Genomic DNA, 24,320 nt, shown 5'->3' on the forward strand with positions numbered 1-24,320 from the left:
GTCCTAGTTGACGTTGTCCGGGTGGGAACCGGTGCGTTGTCCCCGGTCCAGTCCGGCGAGCGCATCCATGTCCCTGGCGGAGAGCTCAAAGCTGAAAATGTCCAGGTTCTCGCGGATGCGCGCCTCGGAGCTTGCCTTGGGGATGGCAATGTTACCCAGTTGTATGTGCCAGCGGAGAATGATCTGCGCCGGCGTCCTGCCGTGTTCGGCGGCGCATGCCTGCACCACGGGGTCGGTCAGCACGCGTCCGCGGCCCAGTGGGCTCCACGCTTCGGTCCTGATCCCGAGGTCATCGTGGATCTTCCGCAGCTCGTGCTGCTGGAGCCACGGGTGGAGCTCGATCTGGTTGACGGCCGGGGTCACTTCAGCTGTCTGCAGCAGACGGTCAAGGTGTGCTGGCTGGAAGTTGCTGACGCCGATGGCGCGCACCTTTCCCTCCCGGTAGAGCGTCTCCATGGCCCGGTAGGTTTCGGGGAACAGTCCGCGCCGTGGGCAGGGCCAATGGATGAGGTACATGTCCACGTAGTCCAGGCCCAGGTTGACCATGGAGGTATCGAATGCACGCAGGGTGGCGTCGTAGCCGTGGTCATCGTTCCATACCTTGGTGGTGACGAAGATGTCCTCCCGTGCGGGTGCCGGGAAGTGTTCACCGGAACCGCCGTTGCCCGTCCGGGCGCCGAGCTGGGAACTGAGGCCCCGCGCAACCCCCGACTCGTTGCCGTACATGGCAGCGGTATCGAAGTGTCGGTACCCGGAACCGAGGGCCATCGCAACGAGTCCGGCCGCATCGGATGACGGCACCTTGTACAGGCCGTAGCCCAGCTGGTCGATCAGCACGCCGTTGTTCAGGCCCAGCCGCGGTGAGATCCTCATAGCAATGACTCTACCTACTTGCCATAGCGAGGCCCTCCAGGCCTACCAGACGGCGCGCGGTGGCCTCATCGAGGATCAGGTCCGTAGCCAGGCGCGCCGCGAGCGCCCCCTTCAGCCCGTTGATCTTCGACACCCCGGAAACCACGCAGATCCTGCGCCGGACCTGCCGAAGTTCGCTGAGGGCGGGGCCGGTGGACCGTTCATTGAGGACGATCCCGTCCGAGGAACCGTCAGCACGGAAGAAAACGGTGGCAACGTCGCCCACGACGTCGGACGTCGCCAGGATGTTGAGGTCGCCCTCGTCCAGGTATCCGCCGGCGTAGACGTGGCTGGGGTAATCGGCATCCACCGATCCGACACCAAAGATCGCGATGCTCATCTTTTCCTGGAGTTCAAGGATGCGCTGCACACTGCGTTCATTCCACATGGCAGTCTTGGTGGCGGCGTGGTCGAAAAAGGCGGGAACCGGGAATTGTTCCACCCGTGCACCATAGGCGCCGCCGAAGCGGCGCATGATGTCGCTCGCATAGGTAATACCCGTCGTGTGCATGTTGCCGGCACCGTTCAGCTGCACCACCACGCTGTCGTGCGTTATCTTCCTCGTCAGGTGCCGGCTGACGGCACTGAGCGTGGAACCCCAGGCCACGCCGATGATCGCATTGGAATCCACCAGTGGCCCGATGGTGCGGGCGGCCTGCATCGCCACCCGGTCCAGGGTTTCAGCCTCATTAAGGGTTTCCATCACCGGCACAACATGGGCGTCAACCCCGTACCGGCGCCGGATCAAACCTTCCAGCTCCGGTCCGGTGTCCAGGGGGTTGCGGATCTGGACCTGCACCAGGCCCGAATCCCGGGCGGAGGACAACAGCCGCGACACCGTCGAACGGGATGTCCGGAGCTCGCGGGCGATGGCGTCCATGGTGAGGTCCTGCAAATAATACATTTGTGCAGCTCGAAGGGCGTGTGCGTGCCGGGACGGGTCCACGGGTGCTCCGTTCTGCACGTTTGTGCATATTGCTTGACTCCATTTTCCATTACTCCAAACAATAGATGAGAACGGCGGATCACTTAGCTGTACCCGCGACACATAAAGCCCAAGGGAGTCGTTTTGGGACCGAAGGATTCACCCGCCCGCACCGCAGCACCACAGCAGGAAACCGAGCGCGCATCGGTGCACAACCTGCGGCTCCGCCCGCATGCGAAAGTGCTGGTGGTGGGTGGCGGGATCAATGGCGTCGGAACATTCCGGGACCTGGCCCTGCAGGGAGTGGACGTTGCGCTCGTGGAACGCGGCGACTACTGCCAGGGGGCCAGCGGCGCGTCCTCGCATATGATCCACGGCGGCATCCGGTATCTCGAAAACGGTGAGTTCCGGCTCGTCCGGGAGTCGGTGGTGGAGCGCAACCGGCTGCTGCGCATCGCACCGCACTACGTCAAGCCCCTGCAGACCACCATCCCCATCTTCAGTACCTTCTCGGGAGTGCTTGCCGCCCCGCTGCGCTTCCTCACGCATAAGCGGCAGGGCAGGCCCAGGGAGCGCGGCGCGTTCCTCATCAAGCTGGGCCTCAGCCTGTATGACTCGTTTTCCCGCGATGGCGGCACAGTGCCGCGCCACAAGTTCCTGGGCCGTGAGCGCGCCCTCGCTGAACTGCCCGACCTTCGCCCGGACGTCAAGTTCGCGGCCACCTACTTTGACGCCTCCGTGCACAACCCCGAGCGGCTCACGCTTGATGTCCTGCAGGACGGCGAAAAGGCGGGCGACACCTCCGGCTCCAGCCAGGGCAACACAGCACGCGCCAGCAACTACCTGTCACTGACATCCATGACCGGCGTACCCAACCGAGGCACCGGCAAAGGCGGCACGGTCCGGCTGCGCGATGAGTTGACCGGCGAGGAGTTCGACTTCACGGCAGACGTCATCGTCAACACCACCGGCGCTTGGGTGGACCTCACCAATGAGTCCATGGGAACACCCTCAGCCTTTATGGGCGGCACAAAGGGCTCGCACATCGTGCTCGACCACCCGGAACTCCTTGCCGCCTGCCGAGGACGCGAAATCTTCTTTGAGCACACCGACGGCCGGATCGTCCTCATCTATCCAATGGGGGACCGGGTCCTCGTCGGGACCACGGACGTGGACGCCGATATTGCGAAGGACGCCGTCTGCACCGACGAGGAAATCGAGTACTTCTTCGACCTCATCGGCCACGTCTTCCCGGACATTGCCGTCACGCGCGAACAAATTGTCTACACCTTCTCGGGCGTCCGGCCGCTGCCCCGTCACGACGCCACCCAGCCCGGATTTGTCTCCCGGGATTACCGGATTGAGCGCCGGCAGCCCGGGAGCAACGATGGTGGGGCGGGCGCCGTCGTACTCAGCCTGGTGGGCGGCAAATGGACCACGTTCCGGGCACTGGCCGAACACCTCACCAATGACGTCCTCGCGGAACTGGGCATACAGCGGAAAGTCTCGACGGCGCAGCTCGCCATCGGCGGCGGCGCCGGCTTCCCCGCCGATGAAGCGGGAGTGCAGAAGTGGATCAAGCAGCACATGACCCCAGGCCGCGACGCCGACCGGACCGCCGGGCTCCTGACCCGGTACGGAACCCGGGCGGAGGCCGTCATTGCATACCTCGACGGCGGGCCGGACCGCCTGTTGCACTCCACCCGCGAACTGAGTGTCCGTGAATTGGAGTTCATGGCCGCCCATGAGCAGGTTGGGCACCTCGTGGACGTCCTCATCCGCCGGACTTCTTTGGCGTTCCGCGGCCTGGTGACGGGAGAGCTGCTCAACGAGGTTGCGGACATACTCGCCGTTCCCCTGGGATGGGACTTCGCGGCGCGGGCTGCCGAGATCCAACACGCCCAGGACGTGTTGCAGCGGTTCCACCGCGTAGAAACGCACAGCCTGGTCGCATAGGACAGGCTGGCTGCCGGGGCGCTCCACCCGCCCCGGCCCCACGATCCTTCAACCCGCGAAGGACCGACAACAGAAAATAAAAGGAGTCAAAGATGTCTCTTGGAATTGTTTTCCTTTCCGAAGTCTTCGGAACGGCGATGCTGACCCTGCTGGGTTGCGGCGTCGTCGCCAACGTCGCCCTGCGTGGGACCAAAGGCAACAGCGGCGGGTTCCTGATGGTGACCTGGGGGTGGGGTATCGCCGTTTTCGCGGGTGTCTTTGTGGCCGCAAAGTCCGGGGCGCACCTGAACCCTGCCGTAACCCTTGGCCTCCTGGTTAACGGAAGTCCCGAATACGCCCCGGGTGTTGCCGTGGATTTCGCTTCCACTCTGACCTACCTTGGCGGCGAACTGCTGGGTGCCTTCCTCGGCGCCGTTGTTTGCTGGCTCGCCTACAAGCAGCACTTCGACGCCGAAGAGGAGGTCGCCAGTAAACTCGGCGTCTTCTCCACCGGCCCGGCCATCCGGTCCACCTCCTGGAACCTGGTCACCGAGATCATCGGTACTTTCGTCCTGGTGTTCGTGATCCTTACGCTCGGCGGAACCCCGTCCGGCCTTGGCCCCCTGGCAGTCGCACTCCTCGTCGTGGGCATCGGCGTCTCCCTCGGCGGCCCCACCGGCTACGCGATCAACCCCGCCCGTGACCTCGGCCCGCGCATTGCCCACGCCCTGCTGCCGATCAAGGGCAAGGGCTCCAGCGACTGGGGCTATTCGTGGATTCCCGTCGTTGGCCCGCTCGTGGGCGGAGCCCTTGGCGGCCTCGTCGCCCGCTGGGTCCCGATTATCGTGACAGCAACCTCCTGACCCCTCACCCAAGCCACTGCCCACACAAACCGCTAAAGACAAGGACGTCATCATGAGCCAGTTCGTCATCGCTATCGACCAGGGAACCACCAGCACCCGTGCCATCATTTTTGACCACAGCGGCAGCATCGTCTCCTCCGGGCAGATGGAGCACGAACAGATCTTTCCCAAGGCCGGGTGGGTGGAGCACAAACCTGCCGAGATCTGGAACAACACCCGCGAGGTCATCGGTTCGGCCCTCTCGAAGGCGAACCTGACCCGGCACGACATCGCCGCCGTCGGCATCACCAACCAGCGCGAAACTGCCGTGGTCTGGGACAAAACAACCGGCGAAGCCATCTACAACGCCATCGTGTGGCAGGACACCCGGACCCAGGACATCGTGGACGAACTCGCCAGGGACGGGGGAGCCGACCGCTTCAAGCAGAAGGTGGGCCTTCCGCTGGCCACGTACTTCTCCGGCACCAAGATCAAGTGGATCCTGGACAACGTGGAAGGCGCCCGCCAGAAAGCCGAAGCCGGCGACCTGGTGTTCGGCAACACCGACGCGTGGGTCCTGTGGAACCTGACCGGCGGGGTGGACGGCGGCGTCCACGTTACAGATGTCACCAACGCGTCGCGCACGCTGTTTATGGACCTGGACACGCTGCAGTGGGACGAGGAAATCCTGGGCATCTTCGGCGTCCCGCTGTCCATGATGCCGGCGATCAAATCCTCCTCCGAGGTCTATGGCACCGTCCATACCTCGCAGCTTCTGCGCGAGGTTCCGGTTGCGGGCATCCTCGGGGACCAGCAGGCAGCCACGTTCGGCCAGGCGGCGTTCCAGACCGGCGAAGCGAAGAACACCTACGGCACGGGTTGCTTCCTGATCTTCAACACCGGCGAGGAAATCGTCCACTCGAAGAACGGGCTGCTGACCACGGTGGGCTACAAACTCGGCGACGCGGCGCCCCACTACGCCCTGGAAGGTTCCATCGCGGTCACCGGCTCACTGATCCAGTGGCTGCGGGACAACCTGGGGATGATCAGCAGCGCCCCGGAAGTGGAAACCCTCGCGGCATCGGTGAAGGACAACGGCGGCGTGTACATCGTGCCGGCGTTCTCCGGGCTCTTCGCACCATACTGGCGTTCGGACGCCCGGGGCGCCATCGTGGGCCTCACCCGGTTCGTCAACAAGAACCACATTGCCCGGGCAGCGCTGGAAGCCACCGCGTTCCAGACCCGCGAGGTGCTCGACGCCGTCAACGCCGACTCCGGCGTTCCCCTCTCCGAGTTGAAGGTCGACGGCGGCATGGTGGCCAACGATGCGCTGATGCAGTTCCAGGCGGACATCCTCGGCGTCCCCGTCATCCGCCCGAAGGTGGTGGAGACTACCGCCCTGGGCGCCGCCTACGCCGCCGGCCTCGCCGTCGGATTCTGGAAGGACCTCGGCGAACTGTCCTCCAACTGGTCCGAAGACAAGCGCTGGGACCCCCAGCTGGACCAGGCCGAACAGGACCGGCAGCTCCGCCTCTGGCGGAAGGCAGTAACCAAGTCGATGGATTGGGTGGACGAGGACGTGCGGTAACTCTTCACCTTTCCCAAAAGGGCCAGAGACTCCCCGCCCGCCCGTCCCCTGCTGCTCCCAACACTCGCAAGCTCGTGTCGGGGCCCTCGCAGCAGTGGGCCCCTCACGGGTGCCCACCACACCATGGCGGGGGAGCCTCTGGCCCTTTTGTCTGCCGCCGGGTCAATCTGCCTCGTGCCTGTGAGTTAGTGTGCAGCCTTCCTCGCGGCGGTGGGCCACGCTCATTCGGTGTGGACGACTACTATGCCTGCGTTGCCGTCTACTGTGACCAGCTGGCCCGTGTGGAGGTCCTGGGTGGCTGTTCCTGTTCCTACTACTGCCGGGATGCCGTACTCCCGGGCAACCAGGGAGGCATGGGCTGCCAGGTTGCCTCCGTCGGTGACCACGGCTGCCGCTTGACCAAAGAGTGGGGTCCAGGCTGGTGCTGTTGCCCTGGCAACCAGGACCTCGAATGGTTGGAACTTTGAGAAGTCCGCTGCACCCTCGACTACCCGGACGCGGCCCCTGGCCCGGCCGGGGCTTGCGGGATGTCCCACCAGTGCGCCCTGCGGGAGGATGGTGGTGCTGCGGGCTGTGTTGGCCACCCGGTCGAAGGTGTTGCCGAGCATCGGTAGCGTGCCCAGCACCAGTGGAGCGGACAGTTTCCGCTGGCGTAGCCAGGGCCCGCGGCGTCCTGCCACGGCTTCGTGCTGCGGGGGCGCGTCCCGCCGCAGGTCCCGCCGGGTCAGGAAATACACATCATCCGGACCGCTGATCACACCCTCCTGCTGCAGTTGGGCTCCGATGGCCCTGGCGCAGCGGCGCAGCAACGGCCAGCCCAGGGTGAAGTCCCGCACCTGTTCCTCCCGGAGCAGGGCATAGTGCTGGGCCAGCGCGAGCAGCGTATCGAACCGCGTGAGATGGCGGGTATTCCGAAGCACGGAGCGGCTGGCTGCCTCTGCTGCGCGCCGCCTTGCAACCGCTGGCGCGGCGCCCTGGGAAACGCTGCCTGACCCGGCGGGCGGGGCAGGCTCTTCGCCCGCCGTGGGGTGATACCAGTCGAGGCTGTAGACGGCGTGGTCCACTTTGACCGGCAGTGCCGGGGCAAGGCCGCCCAGCAGCACCTGGTAGCCGCCGCCGTCGTCCAGTCCCTGCTCCTGCCGGACAGCGAACGCCGGAGCAAGGTGCCTGCGCCAGAACCTGGCCAGCACCAACTCCATTTTCCAGGCCGCGCCGCCGGTGGCAGCGAAGAACCAGAGGTATTGCCCGGCCGCCCGAGCCACCTGTTCAACGAGGTCCATCAGCCCGGCCACGCTTGAGGGCAGCGGGACATCCCGGTAGCTGTCAACCAGGCTGCGGTAGGCCGGCAGGTGTTGGCTGCGCCACTGAACCTCAAGGTCCCGCAGGACGGCCCGGTCCGCGCCCGCGGGGTCGATCATGGGCCGGACCACCAAGTTGAAAAAGTAGGGCAGCGAGGATGGCTTGCCGCCCAAAAGCAGGCGGGGGAGTGCCCGGGGCGTTGGCGGGGCCACGTAGTACCAACCGTTCACTGTGGCGTTGCCCATCGGAACCCGAAGGCCGGCCGAGCGGAAGACGGCGTCGTTGTAAGCCGCGTCCATGCAGGGGATGACCCAGTCCATAAACAGCGGAGTGACGGGTTCGGGAAGCCATTCTCCCAGCCGGAAGTTTCGGATCCAGGCTCCCTTTCCCGGCGCCCGCCACACCACCGGCTCCGGAACGGCCGTCATCGGACGCGCCTGCAGCAGCTGAACCCGGCCGGAGCGGTCCACAGCCCACTCGATGTCCTGGGGGCAGCCGAAGTGCCCGGCGACGCCGCCTGCCAGGGCGGCAACCGCCGTCGCGCTTTCCCGCGTCAGCACAGATGCCATCTGCCCGGCAGCTGCACCGCTCCTGCGGGTCGCCAGGCCACCTCGCGCCACCCACTCTTCGCCGTGCTCCGACCCTCCCACCAGGCTTTGCCCGAGCCCCCTCACAGCGGAGATGACCGTCTCATCCCGTGCCCCGGTCAGGGGATTCGCCGTGAAAGCGACGCCCGCAGCCGCGGCGTCCACCATCTGCTGCACGAGGACCGCCATGTTTCCGACATCGGAAGGGGCTCCGTCCCGAGTGTCCGGAACGACGTGTTCTCCAGCTCCCGGGCCGCCAGCCGGCTGCGGCCGGAGCGAGTCCCGGTACGTCCGGACACGGCCGGCGTTGGCCGACGCGAAACAGCGGGTGATGGCCGAAGCGAGGTCTGCGCCTGGCACGTCCAGATAACTTTCATACATCCCGGCGTAGGAAGCGCCGGGCAAATCCTCGGCAGCGGCCGACGAACGGACCGCATACGGGCCGGGACCAGCCGCGAGTGCGGCTGCCCGCACCTCGCGGTCCCATTCAGCCTGACCGTCAGTTGACCGGGCGGCCAACGCCGTGCGTGTGACCACAAAGCCTGGAGGAACGGGAAAACCCGCGGATTTCAGTTCGGACAAGGCTGCGGCCTTGCCTCCTGCCGCTTCCCGGGTCAGGGCGAGAGGACCGCCGAGGGGAGGGAAAAGACGGCGGTCAAGTGGACCGGCGCTGACGGCTGCACCTGCGTCATCGCCCATGTCATCGCGGGAGTCATTGCCCAAGGAATCACCTGCCGGGACGGTAGCCGGATTGCCCGACTCAAGTTTAGTGACACATGACTCCGGCGGTACAGGTCGGCCGCTCCCCGGCCCAACGCCTTCGTGCGCTAAAGTGGTTCCATGCGTGCGATCCTTCTGCTTAGTTAGCCGCCCGGCATCCGAAACAACGGATAACCGTGCGGCAGCCCCTCCATGGCGAGGGGCTTTTGTGTGTCCGGGCCAGTTTCCGGGCCGCCAGCAGGAGGATCAGGCCGTTATGGCAGCACAGATGCCGTAACAGAACAGAAAAGGGCAGCAGTGGGCGTTCAGCCGGAGACAGAGACCGGAACAGCAGCAGGGTCGGCGGAGGTGCCCGACGAGGGCACGTACAGTTTTGCCGCCATGGAGGCCAAATGGCCGCAGGTGTGGGAAGACCTCAAAGTCTTCACCCCTGTAGACGACGGCTCCCGGGAGCGGCGCTACGTGCTGGACATGTTCCCGTACCCTTCCGGGGACCTGCACATGGGGCACGCCGAGGCGTTTGCCATGGGTGACGTTGTGGCCCGCTACCTCCGCCAGCAGGGCTACGATGTCCTGCATCCGATTGGCTGGGACTCGTTTGGCCTGCCCGCCGAGAACGCTGCGATCAAGCGCAACGCCCACCCAAGCGAGTGGACCTACGCCAACATCGACACGCAGGCCGCGTCCTTCAAGCGCTACGCCATCTCGGCCGACTGGTCACGCCGGCTGCACACCTCGGACCCGGGGTACTACCGGTGGACCCAGTGGCTGTTCAAACGCTTCTACGAGCGTGGACTGGCGTACCGCAAGGATTCACCGGTCAACTGGTGCCCCAAGGACCAGACCGTGCTCGCCAATGAGCAGGTTGTCAACGGCGCCTGCGAACGCTGCGGCACCACTGTCACCAAGAAGTCCCTAAACCAGTGGTACTTCAAGATCACCGAGTACGCCGACCGGCTGCTCGATGACATGGAGGAGCTGCGGGGCCACTGGCCCGAGCGGGTGCTGGCCATGCAGAAGAACTGGATCGGCCGCTCCGAGGGCGCGCACGTCAACTTCGTGATCGAGGCCGACGGCGGCAAGCCCGCCAAGGACGTCACCGTCTTCACCACCCGTCCCGACACCCTGTACGGCGCGACGTTCTTCGTCGTCGCAGCTGACGCGCCGCTCGCCGTCGAACTGGTGACGGACGAGCATTCCGCCGCCCTGGACGAATACCGTGAACAGGTCAAAGCACTGACCGAGATCGAACGGCAGTCCACGGAACGGGAGAAGACCGGCGTCTTCACCGGCCGGTACGCCGTCAATCCGCTGAACGGTGAAAAGCTGCCGGTGTGGGCAGCCGACTACGTCCTGGCCGACTACGGCACCGGCGCCATCATGGCAGTGCCGGCCCACGACCAGCGCGACCTCGACTTCGCCCGGAAGTTCGACCTCCCGGTACGCGCCGTCCTGGATACCGGCGAGGAAGACCCCGCAGTGTCCGGCACCGCCACGGCCGGGGAGGGCACCCTGATCAACTCGGGCGACCTGGACGGTCTGCCGAAGGCGGAGGCGATCCCGGCCGCGATCGCCATCCTGGAACGCCAGGGCACCGGAGAGAAGTTCGTCAACTTCCGGCTGCGTGACTGGCTGCTCAGCCGCCAGCGGTTCTGGGGCACCCCCATCCCGATCATCCACTGCCCGTCCTGCGGCGAGGTCCCCGTGCCTGATGAGCAGCTGCCCGTCACCCTGCCGGCAGACCTCCGAGGTGAGGACCTGTCGCCGAAGGGGACGTCGCCGCTGGCTGCCGCGGAGGCCTGGGTCAATGTTGAATGCCCCAACTGCCATGGTCCGGCCAAACGCGATACCGATACCATGGACACCTTCGTGGATTCGTCCTGGTACTTCCTGCGCTTCGTCTCGCCGGAGTTCACGGAGGGTCCCTTCGACCCGGCCAAGATCAACGAGTGGATGCCGGTCGGCCAGTATGTGGGCGGTGTGGAGCACGCCATCCTGCACCTGCTGTACGCACGGTTCTTCACCAAGGTCATCCACGACCTGGGCTTGATCGAGGCCGACGAGCCGTTCAGCGCCTTGCTGAACCAGGGCCAGGTCCTCAACGGCGGCAAGGCCATGAGCAAGTCCCTGGGCAACGGTGTTGACCTCGGTGAGCAGCTGGACAAGTTCGGCGTGGACGCTGTCCGCCTCACCATGATCTTCGCCTCGCCTCCGGAGGACGACGTCGACTGGGCCGATGTTTCGCCGTCGGGTTCTGCGAAGTTCCTGGCCCGCGCATGGAGGCTGGCGCAGGACGTCAGCAGTGAGCCCGGCACGGACCCCGGGGCCGGGGACCGCGCGCTCCGGTCCGTCACGCACCGCACCATTGCCGACGCAGCCGCCCTGCTGGACAGCAACAAGTTCAACGTGGTGGTGGCAAAGCTGATGGAACTGGTCAACGCAACGCGCAAGACCATTGACGCCGGTGCCGGCGGAGCTGATCCTGCAGTGCGCGAAGCTGCCGAGGCTGTGGCTGTCATCCTCAGCCTCTTCGCACCGTACACCGCGGAGGACATGTGGAACGTCCTGGGTCACCACGCCTCGGTGGCGAACGCCGGCTGGCCGGCCCACGATGAGTCCCTGCTGGTCCAGGACACCGTCACCGCCGTCGTCCAGGTCCAGGGCAAGGTCCGGGACCGGCTCGAGGTCTCGCCGGACGTCACCGAAGACCAACTGCGCGAACTGGCGCTGGCCTCTGACAACGTCCAGCGCGCGCTCGACGGCCGCGGCATCCGCACCGTCATCGTCCGCGCCCCTAAACTGGTCAACATCGTCCCGGCATAAGCCGGACCAGGCCGCCGGAAACCTCCGGCGGCCTGCTGTGACTCCAGGAGGCCCCCTTTGCCCAACAGCGATGCCGCCGCCTGGCCCTGGGTCCGCGCACGCCTGCTTGCCCGCCGGCGCCGGCAGGAAGGTCCGGAAACCCAAGCCGACGCCGTCGTACGTATTGCAGTGGTGACCGACTCTGCCGCCGCGCTGCCGGCTGACTGGGCTGCCGGGCTGGGCAGCGACGGACGGCTCACCGTTATTCCCATGCCCGTGATGGTGGGGGACGAGATCTACGGTGAGGGCGAAGACGACATATCGGAGACCATCGCCCTGGCCCTGGCCAGCGGGACGTCCGTGAAGACCTCACGGCCCTCGCCCGGACAATTTGAACAGGCCTACCTGGCGGCGCAGCGCAGGGGCTTTGAAGCGGTGGTTTCCGTGCACATCTCGGGCAGCCTGTCCGGTACGGCGGATGCCGCCCGGCTTGCGGCCGGCAGGGTGGGCATTCCCGTGGAAGTCGTCGATTCGGGGACGGTGGGCATGGCCCTTGGCATGGCCGTCCAGGAAGCTGCGCGTGTTGCCGGCGAAGGCGGCGAAGCGGCGGCGGTGGCCGCCGCGGCTGCCGGCCAGGCGGCGCGGACCAAGGTTTATTTCTACGTTCCCAGCCTCGAGCAGCTCAGGCGCGGTGGGCGGATCGGAGCGGCTGCATCATTGTGGGGCACGATGCTTGCCATCAAGCCAATCCTTGGGGTCGACGGCGGCAGGATCGTTCCGCTGGAGAAGGTGCGCTCAGCCGTGCGGGCAGTTGCCCGGCTGGAGGAGATCGTCGCAGCGGACGTTTCCGCCCGGACCGCTTCCGGGGGCGTGCGCCTTGCCGTCCACCATTTCGGAAACCCGCAGGAGGCGGAGGGGCTGGCCAAACGGCTGGCGGCCGCCTTGCCGCAGTGCCCTTCTGCGCAGATCAGCTCCCTCCCGGCCGTACTTGCTGCCCACGCGGGGCTCGGTGTTCTTGCCGTTATTGTGGGCGACAACCTGGCCGTGGACGCCGCCGGCTGACCGGAGGCACAAGGCTATGGGGGATTTTCAACGGTTCCATGCCGGGTATGTGGGCCGGACAGGTGTACACGTGGGGGTTTTCGTCGCCGTCGATCATCTTCGCCGGACCGCAAGACTCAGCGATGAAGAGGTAGTGCGTTATGCCCTGGCGGATGACTGGTTTCAAAAAAATCTTCCCATTCCTCCATTTTACGACGACGGAAATTCCGTTGGAGCTGTCACCTGGTTCAAAGGTACCGCGGACGGAATGACGGATCGGCTGCGGCCGCTCCTGTCTATTCGTGATTCCAAAGGAGTGGCATGGGAGCGGTCAGTTACGAATGATCCCGGCCAGGTTGTCTACGAAGACCAATGGTAAGTCGGTGTTATCCCTGCGTCACGACTTGCCATGACACCACTGCCGTACCCGGGCCGGTTAGGGCCGAGCGACTGGTTTGAAGTGCGGAGAGGCATCCTTTCAAATCGTCGGCTGTAGGCCGCACACGAAAGCCGGGGGTCAGTGCAGCGGTATTGCCGTGAGAGGGTCACCGCTATCGATGTAAAGCTTGCCGTCAGCCACAACGGCATAGGCGAGGCTGATTATCGCTTCGTGTAGAGCTGCGGATGTCGACCGTCCAAAGCGCCCACACGACAAGCGAACGCGATGTCGAACAGTTCCGCATTCGCAGGTAACTCGAAGTCCTCGACATGTGCACTCATCGTCGATAAGAGGCCCGCTTCAATCTCTGCGTGGCGGGCTGCCCTCGTCCGCTCGATTCCGGCCGGTGCCGATCAAGCACAAGTACATGTCCGGTCGGTCCGACACGGCGGCGACCCCTCGGGCGGCAGCTCCTGGTGCGCCTCCGACCTCAAGAACGCGCATTCCCTTTACTCGCGGCAGCGCCTCGACAATCCTTCGGAACCGGAGTGACAGATCAGACACGGTTCCGGCAGCACTGGATCGCGTCCTTATTGAAAGCATCCTGGCCGTCGGGATCCGCATGCACCAGAAACACGAATTGGCTTGTCATGCTCTCATGGTTCACGATGCCAGCGACGCCCGCAATGGCTGCTCTGAGTCAGCCGTTGCGTGGTGGCATACCCAGGAGCACCTCCGTCGAACACCGCCTGATGCCGGTTTTCACATAGCCCGCTCTTGCCCTGGTGCCTGGCGACAGGCTGTCCCTAGCGTGGGGGTATGTCACGCCGGAATGCTGGAGCAGCAGGTGAACGGGCGCGCCACGCCAGGACCCGGCTGCAGGCTACCCTGGGTGACAGTCCGCGCGGGCTGCTGCTGGGGGACGACGGCGGGACCTCCTTCGAATACCGGGGCGCCGGAACGGATGAGGGAGGAAAGGGGAGCCGCACCTTTCCGGCGGATGAGCCCGAGGCCAAGAAGCCTCCCGACGTTGGTCCCGCCGTCCGCTGGCGCCTCAGTTTCCGGCTGGGCGTCCTCCTGGGCGTCCTTGCAGTCGCGGCGGGTGCCTGGTTCTGGTGGCAGGCGGCGGCCGGCCAGCCGGAGATCCTGCCACTCAGCGGCATGAATCCCGGCACCACCGCTCCGGCCGAAGACAGTCCCTCGGGTGAGGACAGCGGCGGAGGCAGCCGGGCCGGTCCGGAGCCCGACACGCAGGAAAGCGCTCCCGCAGGCGCAGTTGTGGTTCACGTTGCGGGGTCGGTGCTTCGTCCCGGAGTGGTGGAGCTGCCCGGCGGCAGCCGGGTGCACGAAGCCATTGCCGCGGCCGGAGGGGCCGCTCCCGGCGCCGACCTGAACCGCCTCAACCTCGCTGTGGTGGTGGAGGACGGGCAAAAGATCCATGTCCCGCAGCATGGCGAAGCACTGCCGGCCGGCCCCGGGGACGCCGGGGCGCCGGGGGTTGGGGAGCCGCCGGACGGGAGTGCCGGAGCGTCGGCAGGATCGAAGATCAACCTGAATACAGCCGGAGTGGAGGAACTGGATGGCTTGCCGAAGGTCGGCCCAGTGCTGGCACAGCGCATCGTGGACTGGCGCAGGGAACATGGCCCGTTCAAGGCGGTGGAGGACCTGGACGCCGTTGACGGCGTCGGCCCCAAGATGCTGGAAGCACTGCTGCCGCTGGTAACCATATGAGACGAAGGGCAAGGCGCATGATCACGACGGCCCCCGCGTGGTGTTATGGATAACAGGACGAGGGGCACAAGGACCAGCCCCTGGAGCCGATATGTAGAATCGGCAGTCCGCGGGCATGAAGCCGGCGGGCAGGGAACTGGGCACTCCCACGCCAAGGAGCAGCCCATGGCAGCGGCGGGGGATGATGCCCCGGCTCAACAAGGATGGCAGCTCCGGCGCGGCCCTGCCCGTGGCCCCGGCGGAAGCCTCCAGGAATTCTGGATTTCGCAGTCGGCCCGGTTCCGGGAAGGCGACAGGAAAACGCGGCAGGAGCCTGGCTCCGGCGTCGAAACTTCACGTCGTCGCACTGACATCCGGTTGGCACTGCCGGCCGCGCTCGTCTGGGCGGCCTCCGTGGCGGGGCTCTGGCTGCCCCCGATGGCGCTCGGAGCTCTTTGCTCCGTATTGCTCGTCGCAGCCGCCGTTCTGTTGCGCCGAAGCGTCAGACGCCGCACCGGCCCCGCCGGAAACAGGAACGGGAGTCCAGCGCCGCGCAGCTTCCTGACCACCATCGCTGTCGCATTCCTCCTGGCAGCGACGACGGCGGCCCATTCCGCGGTAGCCTCCGCCCAGCGCCATGATGGGCCCCTCGCAGCCGCCGTCGCTTCGGGTAAGTCAGTGGTAGCCATGGTGGAAGTGGCAGGAGCACCCCGGGCCCTGACCGCACCCAACCACGCCGGCCCGCCTGCGCGCTGGTCCGTGCCTGTTTGGACGCGGGACGTCAGTACCGGAGGTGTTGTGCTGAAGACACGGGCCAAGTTCCTGGTGATGGGTGGCGGTGGTTGGGGCGCCGTGGTGCCCGGCCAGCTGGTCCGGGCAACCGGAAAGCTTCGCACCGCCAATCCCGGGAGGGAGGAGACGGGCATTCTCACGGCGTCCTCCGGACCAGGACAACCCGTCGGACCTGCCATCCTGCAAGGAGCAGCCAAGGAACTGCGGGAACGGTTCATTTCCGCTGCCTCTTTCCTCGCCCCGGACCCCCGCGGTCTGCTTCCCGGAATGGTCACGGGGGACACCAGCGCGCTCGACGAGGGCTTGAATGCTGCCATGAAAAGCGTGGGCATGACCCACCTAACAGCCGTCAGCGGGGCAAACTGCAGCCTGGTCCTCGGCGCCCTGCTGCTGTTGTGCCGGCGGTTCCGGTTACCCCGACTGCCTGCGGCGGTACTGGCTGTGGCAGGCCTCGGGCTGTTCGTGCTGCTCGTTGGGCCGGACGCCAGCGTCCTGCGCGCAGCGCTCATGGGAGCGGTGGCAGTGGTGTCCCTGGCTGCCGGCCGGTCCGGGCGTGGCCTGAGCTTTCTGTGCCTTGCTGTGATTGGCCTGCTGTTGATCGACCCCGGGCTGGGGTCAAGCTTCGGGTTCCTCCTGTCCGTTTTGGCCACGCTGGGTATCATCGTCCTCGGCCAGCGCATCATGGCATGGACCCCTGTGTTCATCCCGCGGTGGGCAGCGGCTGCGGTGGCTGTTCCCTTGTCCGCCCAATTGCTCTGCGGACCGGTCATTGTTGTGCTGCAGCCCCAGTTTTCCACCTACTCGCTGCTGGCCAACGTCATTGCTTCTCCACTCGTAGCACCCGTGACACTGCTGGGAACGGCGGCCGTGCCCCTGGTGGTTCTGGCCCCCTGGGCCGGGACCGGCCTGATCGCCGTAGCTGGGACGTTCAGCGCCGGCGTGGCGGCGACGGCCAGATTCACCGCGCAGCTTCCCGGCGCGGCCCTTCCCTGGCCCGAGGGTGTGTCCGGCCTGCTCAGCATGCTGCTCCTGTCAGTGCTGACGTTCGTGGCAGCCTGGGCGGCCGTCCGCCCGCACCGACTCGTTCGCCTGGTGATTGCTTTGCATCGCCACACCGTTTCCCTGATTGAAGTGCTGGAGTGCTGCGCGGCCGGAAGATTACAGCGCCGCAGCCGGAGGCCGCTGCGCACATCCGCCTGGCCAGGGCTGCCGAAGGGCGGTCCGGGCTTGGACCGGGCCGCCGGACATGGCAGGCTGGGACACTCCACAAAACTTTCCGGAAGGAAGCCCCGATGGCCGCTGCCCAGAAGCGTGCACCCCGTTCGCCGGCGTCGAACGGCCCCACCTGGCGGGATGTAACCCCGGCTGCGGTGGTCCTGGTCGCCGGGCCCGAAGAGTACCTTGGCATCAGGGCCATGGACCGGGTCCGTGCAGAGGTGCGGGCAGCCGCCGCTGATGTCGAGGTCAGCCGCATCAACGCCGCAGCGTACGAAGCCGGGACCCTGCTTATGCAGGTCAGCCCGTCCCTTTTCGGCGAAAGCAAGCTCATCGAAGTCGAGGCTGTGGAGTCGATGAACGATGCCTTCCTGGCCGACGCGCTGGCCTACCTCGGCCACCCGGAGCCGGACGCCGTCCTGGTGCTGCGCCACGGCGGGGGAGTCCGGGGAAAGAAGTTGCTTGACGCGGTCAAGAAGGGCGGCTGGCCGGTAGTTGACTGCCAGCCCCTCAAAAAGGACGCGGACAAGGTGGCGTTTGTCGCCGCCGAGTTCAAGGGAGCCGGACGAAGGATCGACCCGGATGCTGTGCAGGCGCTTGTTAACGCGGTGGGGGCAAACCTTTCGGAACTGGCGGCCGCCTGCAGCCAGCTAATCGCTGATGCCGGCACCACCGTGACCACCGACATCGTTGACCGCTACTACGGCGGACGGATCGAGGCCACAGCATTCAAGGTCGCCGACGCTGCCATGGCAGGAAACGGTCCACTGGCGCTGTCCACCCTTCGCCATGCCCTTGCCACAGGAGCCGATCCCGTTCCGCTGGTCGCCGCGCTGGCGGCAAAGCTCCGGACGGTGGCCCGCGTGGCAGGTGCTTCGGGTTCCTCGGCCCAGATAGCCGCCGACCTCGGGATGCAGCCCTGGCTGGTTGAACAGGCCCAGCGGGATGTCCGGCGCTGGACGCCGGAAGGCCTGGTCCGCTCCATCCAGGCCACCGCCGAAGCCGACGCCCAGGTCAAGGGCCTGTCACGCGATCCCGTTTACGCCGTCGAACATGCGGTCACGGTGATCGCCATGTCCGTCCAGGGCAGATAACTCAAGGTCCCGGGCGGCCCTGAGCCGCCCGGGACAAAGGCCGTTTCCGATGGTTAAAGATGTGTGGCCGGTACCAAGCGGTACCGGCCACAACCATCAGTTCAGGGAACTGGAAACCTTACAGTGCGTTGACCTTCTTGGAGATCGCCGACTTGCGGTTCGCTGCGTTGTTCTTGTGCAGAACACCCTTGCTGACAGCCTTGTCCAGCTTGCGGCTGGCAGCAACCAGGGCAGCAGCAGCTGCATCCTTGTCCGTGGACTCAACGGCGGTGTTGACGGCGCGGATGGCCGTCTTCAGCTCAGACTTGACTGCGTTGTTGCGCAGGCGTGCCTTCTCGTTGGTGAGGATGCGCTTCTTCTGGGACTTGATATTCGCCACGTGTGAACTCTCTTTTTAATGCGGAAATGGTCTAGAGGGCTTTCAGATTGGCCATTGACTGAGCGGCGTGGGGATACCTATGGCGGCCAACCATCAGTGGCCGTCGACCTGCACGGACACACAGCTATAAAGAATAGCAGGTCAGGCGCAGGGCTGGCCATTCAGGACGCTAGTTCCAGCCGTGTCGCCGGCGTAGCCCAGCAGCCACCTTTTCAAAGCGTGCACGGTCCAGCACCGCACCTTCCCGCCGGATGCTGTCCGGCCGGAGCTGAAGGATGCGGTCCAGCCGGGCTTCGCTGGGCCGGCCCTGCCGGTCCCACCCGCCCGCGCCGATGTCCACGTAATCAGCTGATGCCCCCGAGCCGGGGACCCGGTCCTTGCTGGTCAGCATCAGCCCCAGAAGATAGCTGCCGCTTCGGCCCACCAACAGCACCGGGCGGTCCTTCCCGCGCGAGTAGTCCTCCTCGTAAGGGACCCATGCCCACACCACTTCACCCGGATCCGGGTCGCCGTCCCGCTGCGGCGCGTACCGGATGGGGAATTGGCGCTGAAAGTCGCCGGGGTATTGACCGCTCCCCGGCCTGGCAGGTGAGGCGACGCCGCGGGTTGGACCGGCAGTGCCGGCGGATGACTTCCTGCCCGCCTTCTGCAGTACGCGCAGGCCGGCTTTGACGGCGTTTGCCAGGGAACGGAGGTTGATAGCCATCCAGCAACCCTAGCGCCGGCCACCGTCGCGGGCATGGAACATCGAAGGGCCTGTAATGCAGTGCCACAGGCCCGGACGTGGGACACTTGAGGTTCCACATGTGCGGAGCGTCCGCAGGCTGCCGTTTGAGCGTCCTGCCGGCGGCCGCGTGAATGCCAACAGTAAGGACCCTGCGTGTCTCCCATGGCCCGCACCGCCCCGGTGCCCGCCGCGACAGATCCGGCCATTATTCGGAACTTCTGCATCATCGCGCACGTTGACCACGGCAAGTCCACCCTGGCCGACCGCATGCTGCAGTTCACCGGCGTCGTGCAGTCCCGCGACATGAAGGCCCAGTACCTGGATCGCATGGACATCGAGCGTGAGCGCGGCATCACCATCAAATCCCAGGCGGTCCGCATGCCGTGGGAACTTGAGGGCACCAGTTACGCGCTGAACATGATCGACACCCCCGGCCACGTTGACTTCACCTACGAAGTCTCCCGCTCCCTCGCAGCCTGCGAAGGGGCCATCCTCCTGGTCGACGCGGCGCAGGGTATTGAGGCCCAGACTCTCGCCAACCTGTACCTGGCGATGGAGAACAACCTCACGATCATCCCGGTCCTGAACAAGATTGACCTCCCGGCCGCCCAGCCCGAGAAGTACGCTGCGGAACTGGCCAGCCTCATCGGCGGGGACCCGGAGGATGTGCTCCGGGTCTCAGGCAAGACGGGTATGGGGGTCGAAGCGCTGCTGGACAAGATCGTCCGCGACCTTCCCGCCCCGAAGGGTGATGCGAACGCCCCCGCCCGCGCCATGATCTTCGACTCCGTCTATGACACCTACCGCGGTGTGGTCACTTATGTGCGCGTGGTGGACGGGATGCTGCACCCCCGCGAACGAATCCAGATGATGTCCACCCGGGCCACCCACGAACTCCTCGAGATCGGTGTGAGCTCCCCGGAACCCACCCCGTCCAAGGGCCTGGGTGTTGGCGAAGTGGGTTACCTCATCACCGGAGTGAAGGATGTTCGCCTGTCGAAGGTGGGCGACACCGTCACTAACCTGGCCAAGCCGGCCGCCAATTCGCTCCCCGGCTACGCCGACGCCAAACCGATGGTCTTCTCCGGCCTGTACCCGCTGGACGGCACGGACTACCCGGTGCTGCGCGATGCACTGGAGAAGCTGATGCTCAACGACGCCGCCCTCGTCTACGAACCGGAAACGTCTGCTGCACTGGGCTTCGGCTTCCGTGTGGGCTTCCTCGGACTGCTCCACCTTGAAATTACCCGTGAGCGGCTCGAACGGGAGTACAACCTCGACCTGATCTCCACCGCCCCCAACGTGGAATACGAAGTAACGCTGGAGGACAAGAAGGTGGTCCACGTGACCAACCCCAGCGAATACCCGTCCGGCAAGATCTCCGAGGTCCGCGAGCCGATGGTGTCCGCCACCATCCTGGCCCCGAACGAGTTCGTCGGCGCCATCATGGAACTGTGCCAGAGCCGGCGCGGCGTCATGGGCGGCATGGACTACCTGTCCGAGGACCGGGTGGAAATCCGGTACCGCCTGCCGCTGGCCGAGATCGTGTTCGACTTCTTCGACATCCTCAAGTCCAAAACCCGTGGCTACGGGTCGCTGGACTGGAAGGCCGACGGCGAGCAGGTGGCCGATCTGGTGAAGGTGGACATCATGCTCCAGGGCGAGCAGGTGGATGCCTTCTCCGCCATCACCCACCGCGACAAGGCCTACTCTTACGGTGTCATGATGACCACCAAGCTGCGCGAGCTCATTCCACGCCAGCAGTTCGAGGTGCCCATCCAGGCCGCCATCGGCTCCCGGATCATCGCCCGCGAAAGCATCCGCGCCATCCGCAAGGACGTCTTGGCCAAATGCTACGGCGGCGACATCTCCCGTAAGCGCAAACTTCTGGAGAAGCAGAAGGAAGGCAAGAAGCGCATGAAGATGGTGGGCCGCGTCGAGGTGCCCCAGGAAGCCTTCATTGCCGCGCTCACCACCGACGAGTCCAAGGACAAGGCAAAGAAGTAGTGAACATCGCGTCCGGCAACACCGGAGGCCCCAGCAATGCCTAGCACTCTTCCCCTCGGCGACCCGGCGCCGTCGGACGGTCTGCTGCCTGCCCAGGCAGTGGACGGTTCGGCGGACCGGGCGTTCGGCCTGTACGTGCACATCCCGTTCTGCGCAGTGCGCTGCGGCTACTGCGACTTCAACACCTACACTGCCACGGAGCTCGGCGGCGGCGCCTCCCAGGACGCCTATGCCGGGACGGCCGCCTCGGAAGTGGCAATGGCGGCCCGTGTGCTGGTTGAATCCGGCCTTCCCGCCCGGAAGCTGAGCACCGTGTTCTTTGGCGGAGGCACCCCCACCCTCCTTCCCGCCGCTGATCTTGCCCTGATCCTCCGGACGGCGATCGACCAGTGGGGAATCGAGGACGGCGCCGAAGTCACTACGGAGGCGAACCCCGATTCCGTCACGCCGGAATCCCTCGCCATCCTCAAGGACGCCGGCTTCACCCGGGTCTCCTTCGGCATGCAGTCCGCTGTCCCGCACGTCCTCAAGGTGCTGGACCGCACGCATTCGGCCTGCCGGGTCCCGCAAGTGGTCCAATGGGCACGCGATGCCGGCCTGGCAGTCAGCCTGGACCTGATTTACGGGACACCGGGGGAGTCCCTCGCCGACTGGCGGTGCTCGCTGGAGACCGCACTGTCCTACGAGCCTGACCACATCAGTGCTTACGCGCTGATCGTGGAGGACGGCACCAAGCTGGCCGCCCAGATCCGCCGCGGTGAAGTCCCGGGAATCGACGACGACGACCACGCCGACAAGTATGAGCTCGCCGACCAGCTGATCACCGAAGCCGGCCTCGGCTGGTACGAGGTCAGCAACTGGGCCCGCACGCCGGAGCAGGCATGCCGCCACAACCTGGCTTACTGGCGTGGCGATGACTGGTGGGGGATTGGCCCCGGCGCGCATTCGCACGTGGGGGGAGTCCGCTGGTGGAACGTCAAACACCCCACCGCCTATGCCGGCCGCCTGGCGCAAGGCCTGTCACCGGCCGCCGGCAGGGAGACGCTGGACCCGGAAACCCGGAACGTGGAGCGGGTGATGCTGGAGGCGCGCCTGCAGTCCGGCCTTGAGGTTGCTGCCCTGGGCGCCGAAGGCAGGCACCAAGTCGCAGGACTGATCGCGGACGGCCTGGTGGAGCCGGCCGCTGCCTTCCGGGGACGGCTCGTCCTTACCCTCAAAGGCAGGCTCCTGGCCGATGCGGTGGTCCGCCGGGTGCTTCCCGCTTAGACCTTCGGGGTGACGCCGAGGGTGGTGGTGGTCCTGGTTGAGCCGTCCCAGAGGCGCGCCGCCATGCACTGCCCCTCCGTCAGCACGTCCAAGGCAGCCATGGCGGGTCCGAGCAGATGCCCGGGGATCCGGCGCGCGAGGGTGACGTGGGCCGTCCAGGCATCCGGCAGGGTATTGGCGTAGGCGCCGGTGCACTGCTCATGCAACCGGGCGTGCAATTGGAGCAAAGCCGCCGACGGCACTACCAGGCGTGCCAGCACGTATTTGCCGGGTCCGGCGGGAAAGACCACCACACCGGAAAACCGGATGTCGAGCGGGAGGCCGCCCCACATATCCTGCACCGCAGACCCGACGGCCAGTTCGTTGCCGGCCGCCAGGGTGAGATGCGGCCTGTTGCTCGGGGACGTGTGCGTGGCGAGGCTCGGCAGGCCGGCTTCCGCGAGCCGAGCCCAATCCGTCCTGATGGAAGAATCCGTGGATTCGCCCAAGGTCAACTCGGCGCTGCGCATGCACCCATCATGCCGGACGGTGGCGTGGGCTCTGGAAAGAACGGAGGGTGCCCGCGTTACTTGATCCAGCGCAGGTTGAACGGGTACCGGTGCGGCTGGCCACGGTTGACGTGGATGCCTGCCGCCACCGAGAAGCAGGTGAGTCCGATCCAGATCAGTGTGGCAATAACGGCAAAGATGTTGCCGACCACCGGCACGAAGACCAGGATATTGGCAACCACCGCGGCGATGGTGGGCGGCAGGCTGAAGTTCAGCGCTTCCTTTGACTCCTGCGCGGTGAACGGACCGCGGTCACGGAAGATCAGGTAGATCAGCAGGGCAGGGACACAACCCAGGATGCCGCCAAAGTGGGCCAGGGTTGCCCACTGCCGGTCTTCGCTGGCCGTCAGGGGCAGCGCATTCGCCGGAACACCGTGGTACTCCGAACGGCCCTGGCCGCCCTGGCTGTCCCTGTGATCACGTGCGTTTTCTGCCACAGTCTTGTTCCTTCTGAAGTGCATTGGTGCTGACTAAGAATGCCATGTCTGCTGCCGGTCCTGCGATCGGCAGACACCGCAGTACCAAGAATACTGGGTGCAGCGGTTATGCCTGACCTCGCCCGCCAGCCAGGAGCGCGCCAGTCCGGCACACACCAGGGGTTCAGGGAACCGTGAGGAAATCGATGACTTCCTCCACCCTGCCCAGCAGGGACGCCTCCAGGTCCGCGTAGCTGCGGACGGCGCCCAGCAGTTTCTGCCACCCGAGGCCAATGTCCTCTTTAGTTTCGTGCGGCCAGCCGAAGGCAGCCAGGATGCCGGTTTTCCAGTCCTGGCCGCGCGGCACTACCGGCCATCTCTCGATGCCCAGGACAGCTGGGCGGATGGCCTGCCACACGTCAACGTACGGGTGTCCAACAATCAGCACATTCCCCGCGGCCCCGGGAGAGGCCATCACGGACTCGGCAATGCGGGATTCCTTCGAATCGGGCACCAGGTGGTCCACAAGCACCCCCAGGCGCCTGCCCGGTCCCGGCCTGAAATCGGCCACGGCCGCGGACAAGTCATCGATGCCGTGGAGGGGTTCGACGACGATGCCCTCCACCCGGAGGTCATCTCCCCAGACCTTCTCGACGAGTTCGGCGTCGTGCTTTCCCTCCACCCAGATGCGGCTGGCCTTGGCAACCTGGGCCCTCTGCCCGGCGACGCGCACAGAACCCGACGCCGTCCGGCCGGCGGCGGTGCCCGTGCCTGCCGCCGGCCGCGGGGCAGGGGGCATCAGCCGGATTGCCTGGCCTTCAAGGAGGAAGCCGAAGCCCAGCCGAAAGGACCGGGACTTGCCGCGGCGGTCCTCCAGGGCCACCACATGCATCCCGCCCGATTTCTCCACGCGGGTCACGGCCCCAACCCAGCCGGACTGGACGTCCTCCAGCACCATGCCGCGCTCCACGGGCACCTCGGGCAGTTGCGCCCGGGCCGGTGCGGTCAGGTCCTGGGCTCCCCAGTTCTGGTAATGCATGGAATCACTCCGCCTCGTGCTGGATGCTGGCCCGGAATTTCGCCCGGAGCGGTACCAATGCTAACAACGGGGCGAGTCATAATAGACTGTTAGCACT

The 24,320-nt window shown here is 65.9% G+C and carries 19 protein-coding genes; 11 read left to right on the top strand and 8 right to left on the bottom strand.

Going from position 1 to position 24,320, the window contains the following annotated elements; all coding sequences use genetic code 11:
- Positions 1 to 3: 3 nt before the first annotated feature.
- Together ACFVYC_RS04125 and ACFVYC_RS04130 are read right to left on the bottom strand one after the other, a co-directional pair.
- Positions 4 to 873 (bottom strand): aldo/keto reductase, encoded by an 870-nt coding sequence (locus tag ACFVYC_RS04125; RefSeq protein ID WP_387546889.1) that lies wholly within the window; start codon positions 871 to 873, stop codon positions 4 to 6.
- Positions 874 to 883: 10 nt separating this feature from the next.
- Positions 884 to 1,816: a sugar-binding transcriptional regulator gene (locus ACFVYC_RS04130; RefSeq protein ID WP_387546891.1), complete on the bottom strand. Its 933-nt coding sequence runs from the start codon at positions 1,814 to 1,816 to the stop codon at positions 884 to 886.
- A gap of 165 nt (positions 1,817 to 1,981) precedes the next feature.
- Between ACFVYC_RS04130 and ACFVYC_RS04135 the strand changes: the two genes are divergently transcribed.
- The 3 genes from ACFVYC_RS04135 to glpK all read left to right on the top strand — a co-directional run bounded on the left by ACFVYC_RS04135 (position 1,982) and on the right by glpK (position 6,202).
- A complete protein-coding gene (locus tag ACFVYC_RS04135; protein ID WP_387546893.1) occupies positions 1,982 to 3,793 on the top strand; it encodes a glycerol-3-phosphate dehydrogenase/oxidase in 1,812 nt (603 codons plus the stop codon).
- A gap of 92 nt (positions 3,794 to 3,885) precedes the next feature.
- On the top strand, positions 3,886 to 4,635 hold the full coding sequence (locus ACFVYC_RS04140) for an MIP/aquaporin family protein (RefSeq protein WP_387546895.1): 750 nt from the start codon (positions 3,886 to 3,888) through the stop codon (positions 4,633 to 4,635).
- 52 nt (positions 4,636 to 4,687) lie between these two features.
- Positions 4,688 to 6,202, top strand: a complete 1,515-nt coding sequence (gene glpK / locus ACFVYC_RS04145; protein ID WP_387546898.1) for a glycerol kinase GlpK — start codon at positions 4,688 to 4,690, stop codon at positions 6,200 to 6,202.
- A 221-nt stretch (positions 6,203 to 6,423) separates the two neighbouring features.
- Here glpK and ACFVYC_RS04150 read toward each other — a convergent pair whose 3' ends face one another.
- Complete coding sequence (locus ACFVYC_RS04150; RefSeq protein ID WP_387546901.1) at positions 6,424 to 8,811, bottom strand: PEP/pyruvate-binding domain-containing protein; 2,388 nt, start codon at positions 8,809 to 8,811, stop codon at positions 6,424 to 6,426.
- A 294-nt stretch (positions 8,812 to 9,105) separates the two neighbouring features.
- Here ACFVYC_RS04150 and leuS point away from each other — a divergent pair, with 294 nt between their 5' ends.
- The 6 genes from leuS to holA all read left to right on the top strand — a co-directional run bounded on the left by leuS (position 9,106) and on the right by holA (position 17,841).
- Positions 9,106 to 11,631, top strand: coding sequence for a leucine--tRNA ligase (gene leuS / locus ACFVYC_RS04155; RefSeq protein WP_387546904.1), 2,526 nt, complete (start codon positions 9,106 to 9,108; stop codon positions 11,629 to 11,631).
- 57 nt (positions 11,632 to 11,688) lie between these two features.
- Positions 11,689 to 12,672: a DegV family protein gene (locus ACFVYC_RS04160; RefSeq protein WP_387546906.1), complete on the top strand. Its 984-nt coding sequence runs from the start codon at positions 11,689 to 11,691 to the stop codon at positions 12,670 to 12,672.
- A gap of 70 nt (positions 12,673 to 12,742) precedes the next feature.
- The gene (locus ACFVYC_RS04165) at positions 12,743 to 13,030 is read left to right on the top strand and encodes a hypothetical protein (protein ID WP_387546908.1); all 288 of its coding nucleotides are present in this window, start codon (positions 12,743 to 12,745) and stop codon (positions 13,028 to 13,030) included.
- Positions 13,031 to 13,849: 819 nt separating this feature from the next.
- A complete protein-coding gene (locus ACFVYC_RS04170) occupies positions 13,850 to 14,761 on the top strand; it encodes a helix-hairpin-helix domain-containing protein (RefSeq protein ID WP_387546910.1) in 912 nt (303 codons plus the stop codon).
- 165 nt (positions 14,762 to 14,926) lie between these two features.
- A complete protein-coding gene (locus tag ACFVYC_RS04175) occupies positions 14,927 to 16,891 on the top strand; it encodes a ComEC/Rec2 family competence protein (protein WP_387546912.1) in 1,965 nt (654 codons plus the stop codon).
- Positions 16,825 to 17,841: a DNA polymerase III subunit delta gene (gene holA, locus ACFVYC_RS04180; RefSeq protein ID WP_387546915.1), complete on the top strand. Its 1,017-nt coding sequence runs from the start codon at positions 16,825 to 16,827 to the stop codon at positions 17,839 to 17,841. The genes ACFVYC_RS04175 and holA overlap by 67 nt, the downstream gene beginning before the upstream one ends.
- A gap of 118 nt (positions 17,842 to 17,959) precedes the next feature.
- Here holA and rpsT read toward each other — a convergent pair whose 3' ends face one another.
- Together rpsT and ACFVYC_RS04190 are read right to left on the bottom strand one after the other, a co-directional pair.
- Complete coding sequence (rpsT, locus tag ACFVYC_RS04185; protein WP_011692086.1) at positions 17,960 to 18,220, bottom strand: 30S ribosomal protein S20; 261 nt, start codon at positions 18,218 to 18,220, stop codon at positions 17,960 to 17,962.
- Positions 18,221 to 18,389: 169 nt separating this feature from the next.
- Positions 18,390 to 18,926 carry a type II toxin-antitoxin system PemK/MazF family toxin gene (locus ACFVYC_RS04190; protein ID WP_387546918.1) on the bottom strand — a complete coding sequence of 179 codons (537 nt, stop codon included), beginning with the start codon at positions 18,924 to 18,926 and terminating at the stop codon, positions 18,390 to 18,392.
- A gap of 174 nt (positions 18,927 to 19,100) precedes the next feature.
- Between ACFVYC_RS04190 and lepA the strand changes: the two genes are divergently transcribed.
- Both lepA and hemW read left to right on the top strand, forming a co-directional pair.
- A complete protein-coding gene (gene lepA, locus ACFVYC_RS04195; RefSeq protein WP_387546921.1) occupies positions 19,101 to 20,954 on the top strand; it encodes a translation elongation factor 4 in 1,854 nt (617 codons plus the stop codon).
- Between the two features lie 36 nt (positions 20,955 to 20,990).
- Entirely contained in the window at positions 20,991 to 22,220 is a 1,230-nt protein-coding gene (gene hemW / locus ACFVYC_RS04200) for a radical SAM family heme chaperone HemW (RefSeq protein ID WP_387546924.1), read from the top strand.
- On the opposite strand, the gene ACFVYC_RS04205 is transcribed toward hemW, so the two are convergent.
- The 3 genes from ACFVYC_RS04205 to ACFVYC_RS04215 all read right to left on the bottom strand — a co-directional run bounded on the left by ACFVYC_RS04205 (position 22,217) and on the right by ACFVYC_RS04215 (position 24,223).
- Positions 22,217 to 22,729, bottom strand: coding sequence for a 2'-5' RNA ligase family protein (locus ACFVYC_RS04205; RefSeq protein WP_387546927.1), 513 nt, complete (start codon positions 22,727 to 22,729; stop codon positions 22,217 to 22,219). The genes hemW and ACFVYC_RS04205 overlap by 4 nt on opposite strands.
- A 56-nt stretch (positions 22,730 to 22,785) precedes the next feature.
- Complete coding sequence (locus ACFVYC_RS04210; protein WP_387546930.1) at positions 22,786 to 23,205, bottom strand: DUF4870 domain-containing protein; 420 nt, start codon at positions 23,203 to 23,205, stop codon at positions 22,786 to 22,788.
- A 163-nt stretch (positions 23,206 to 23,368) separates the two neighbouring features.
- Positions 23,369 to 24,223, bottom strand: coding sequence for a DUF3097 domain-containing protein (locus ACFVYC_RS04215; protein WP_387546932.1), 855 nt, complete (start codon positions 24,221 to 24,223; stop codon positions 23,369 to 23,371).
- Between the last annotated feature and the right edge of the window lie 97 nt (positions 24,224 to 24,320).

This window comes from Pseudarthrobacter sp. NPDC058329 (assembly GCF_042879835.1).
GTDB lineage: Bacteria > Actinomycetota > Actinomycetes > Actinomycetales > Micrococcaceae > Arthrobacter.

What these genes read in the sequence shown, in the direction of transcription:
- ACFVYC_RS04125 (WP_387546889.1), bottom strand. Translation starts at nt 873, where the DNA reads ATGAGGATCTCACCGCGGCTGGGCCTGAACAACGGCGTGCTGATCGAC.
- ACFVYC_RS04130 (WP_387546891.1), bottom strand. Translation starts at nt 1,816, where the DNA reads ATGTATTATTTGCAGGACCTCACCATGGACGCCATCGCCCGCGAGCTC.
- ACFVYC_RS04140 (WP_387546895.1), top strand. Translation starts at nt 3,886, where the DNA reads ATGTCTCTTGGAATTGTTTTCCTTTCCGAAGTCTTCGGAACGGCGATG.
- glpK (WP_387546898.1), top strand. Translation starts at nt 4,688, where the DNA reads ATGAGCCAGTTCGTCATCGCTATCGACCAGGGAACCACCAGCACCCGT.
- ACFVYC_RS04170 (WP_387546910.1), top strand. Translation starts at nt 13,850, where the DNA reads ATGTCACGCCGGAATGCTGGAGCAGCAGGTGAACGGGCGCGCCACGCC.
- ACFVYC_RS04175 (WP_387546912.1), top strand. Translation starts at nt 14,927, where the DNA reads ATGGCAGCGGCGGGGGATGATGCCCCGGCTCAACAAGGATGGCAGCTC.
- holA (WP_387546915.1), top strand. Translation starts at nt 16,825, where the DNA reads ATGGCCGCTGCCCAGAAGCGTGCACCCCGTTCGCCGGCGTCGAACGGC.
- ACFVYC_RS04190 (WP_387546918.1), bottom strand. Translation starts at nt 18,926, where the DNA reads ATGGCTATCAACCTCCGTTCCCTGGCAAACGCCGTCAAAGCCGGCCTG.
- hemW (WP_387546924.1), top strand. Translation starts at nt 20,991, where the DNA reads ATGCCTAGCACTCTTCCCCTCGGCGACCCGGCGCCGTCGGACGGTCTG.
- ACFVYC_RS04205 (WP_387546927.1), bottom strand. Translation starts at nt 22,729, where the DNA reads ATGCGCAGCGCCGAGTTGACCTTGGGCGAATCCACGGATTCTTCCATC.
- ACFVYC_RS04215 (WP_387546932.1), bottom strand. Translation starts at nt 24,223, where the DNA reads ATGCATTACCAGAACTGGGGAGCCCAGGACCTGACCGCACCGGCCCGG.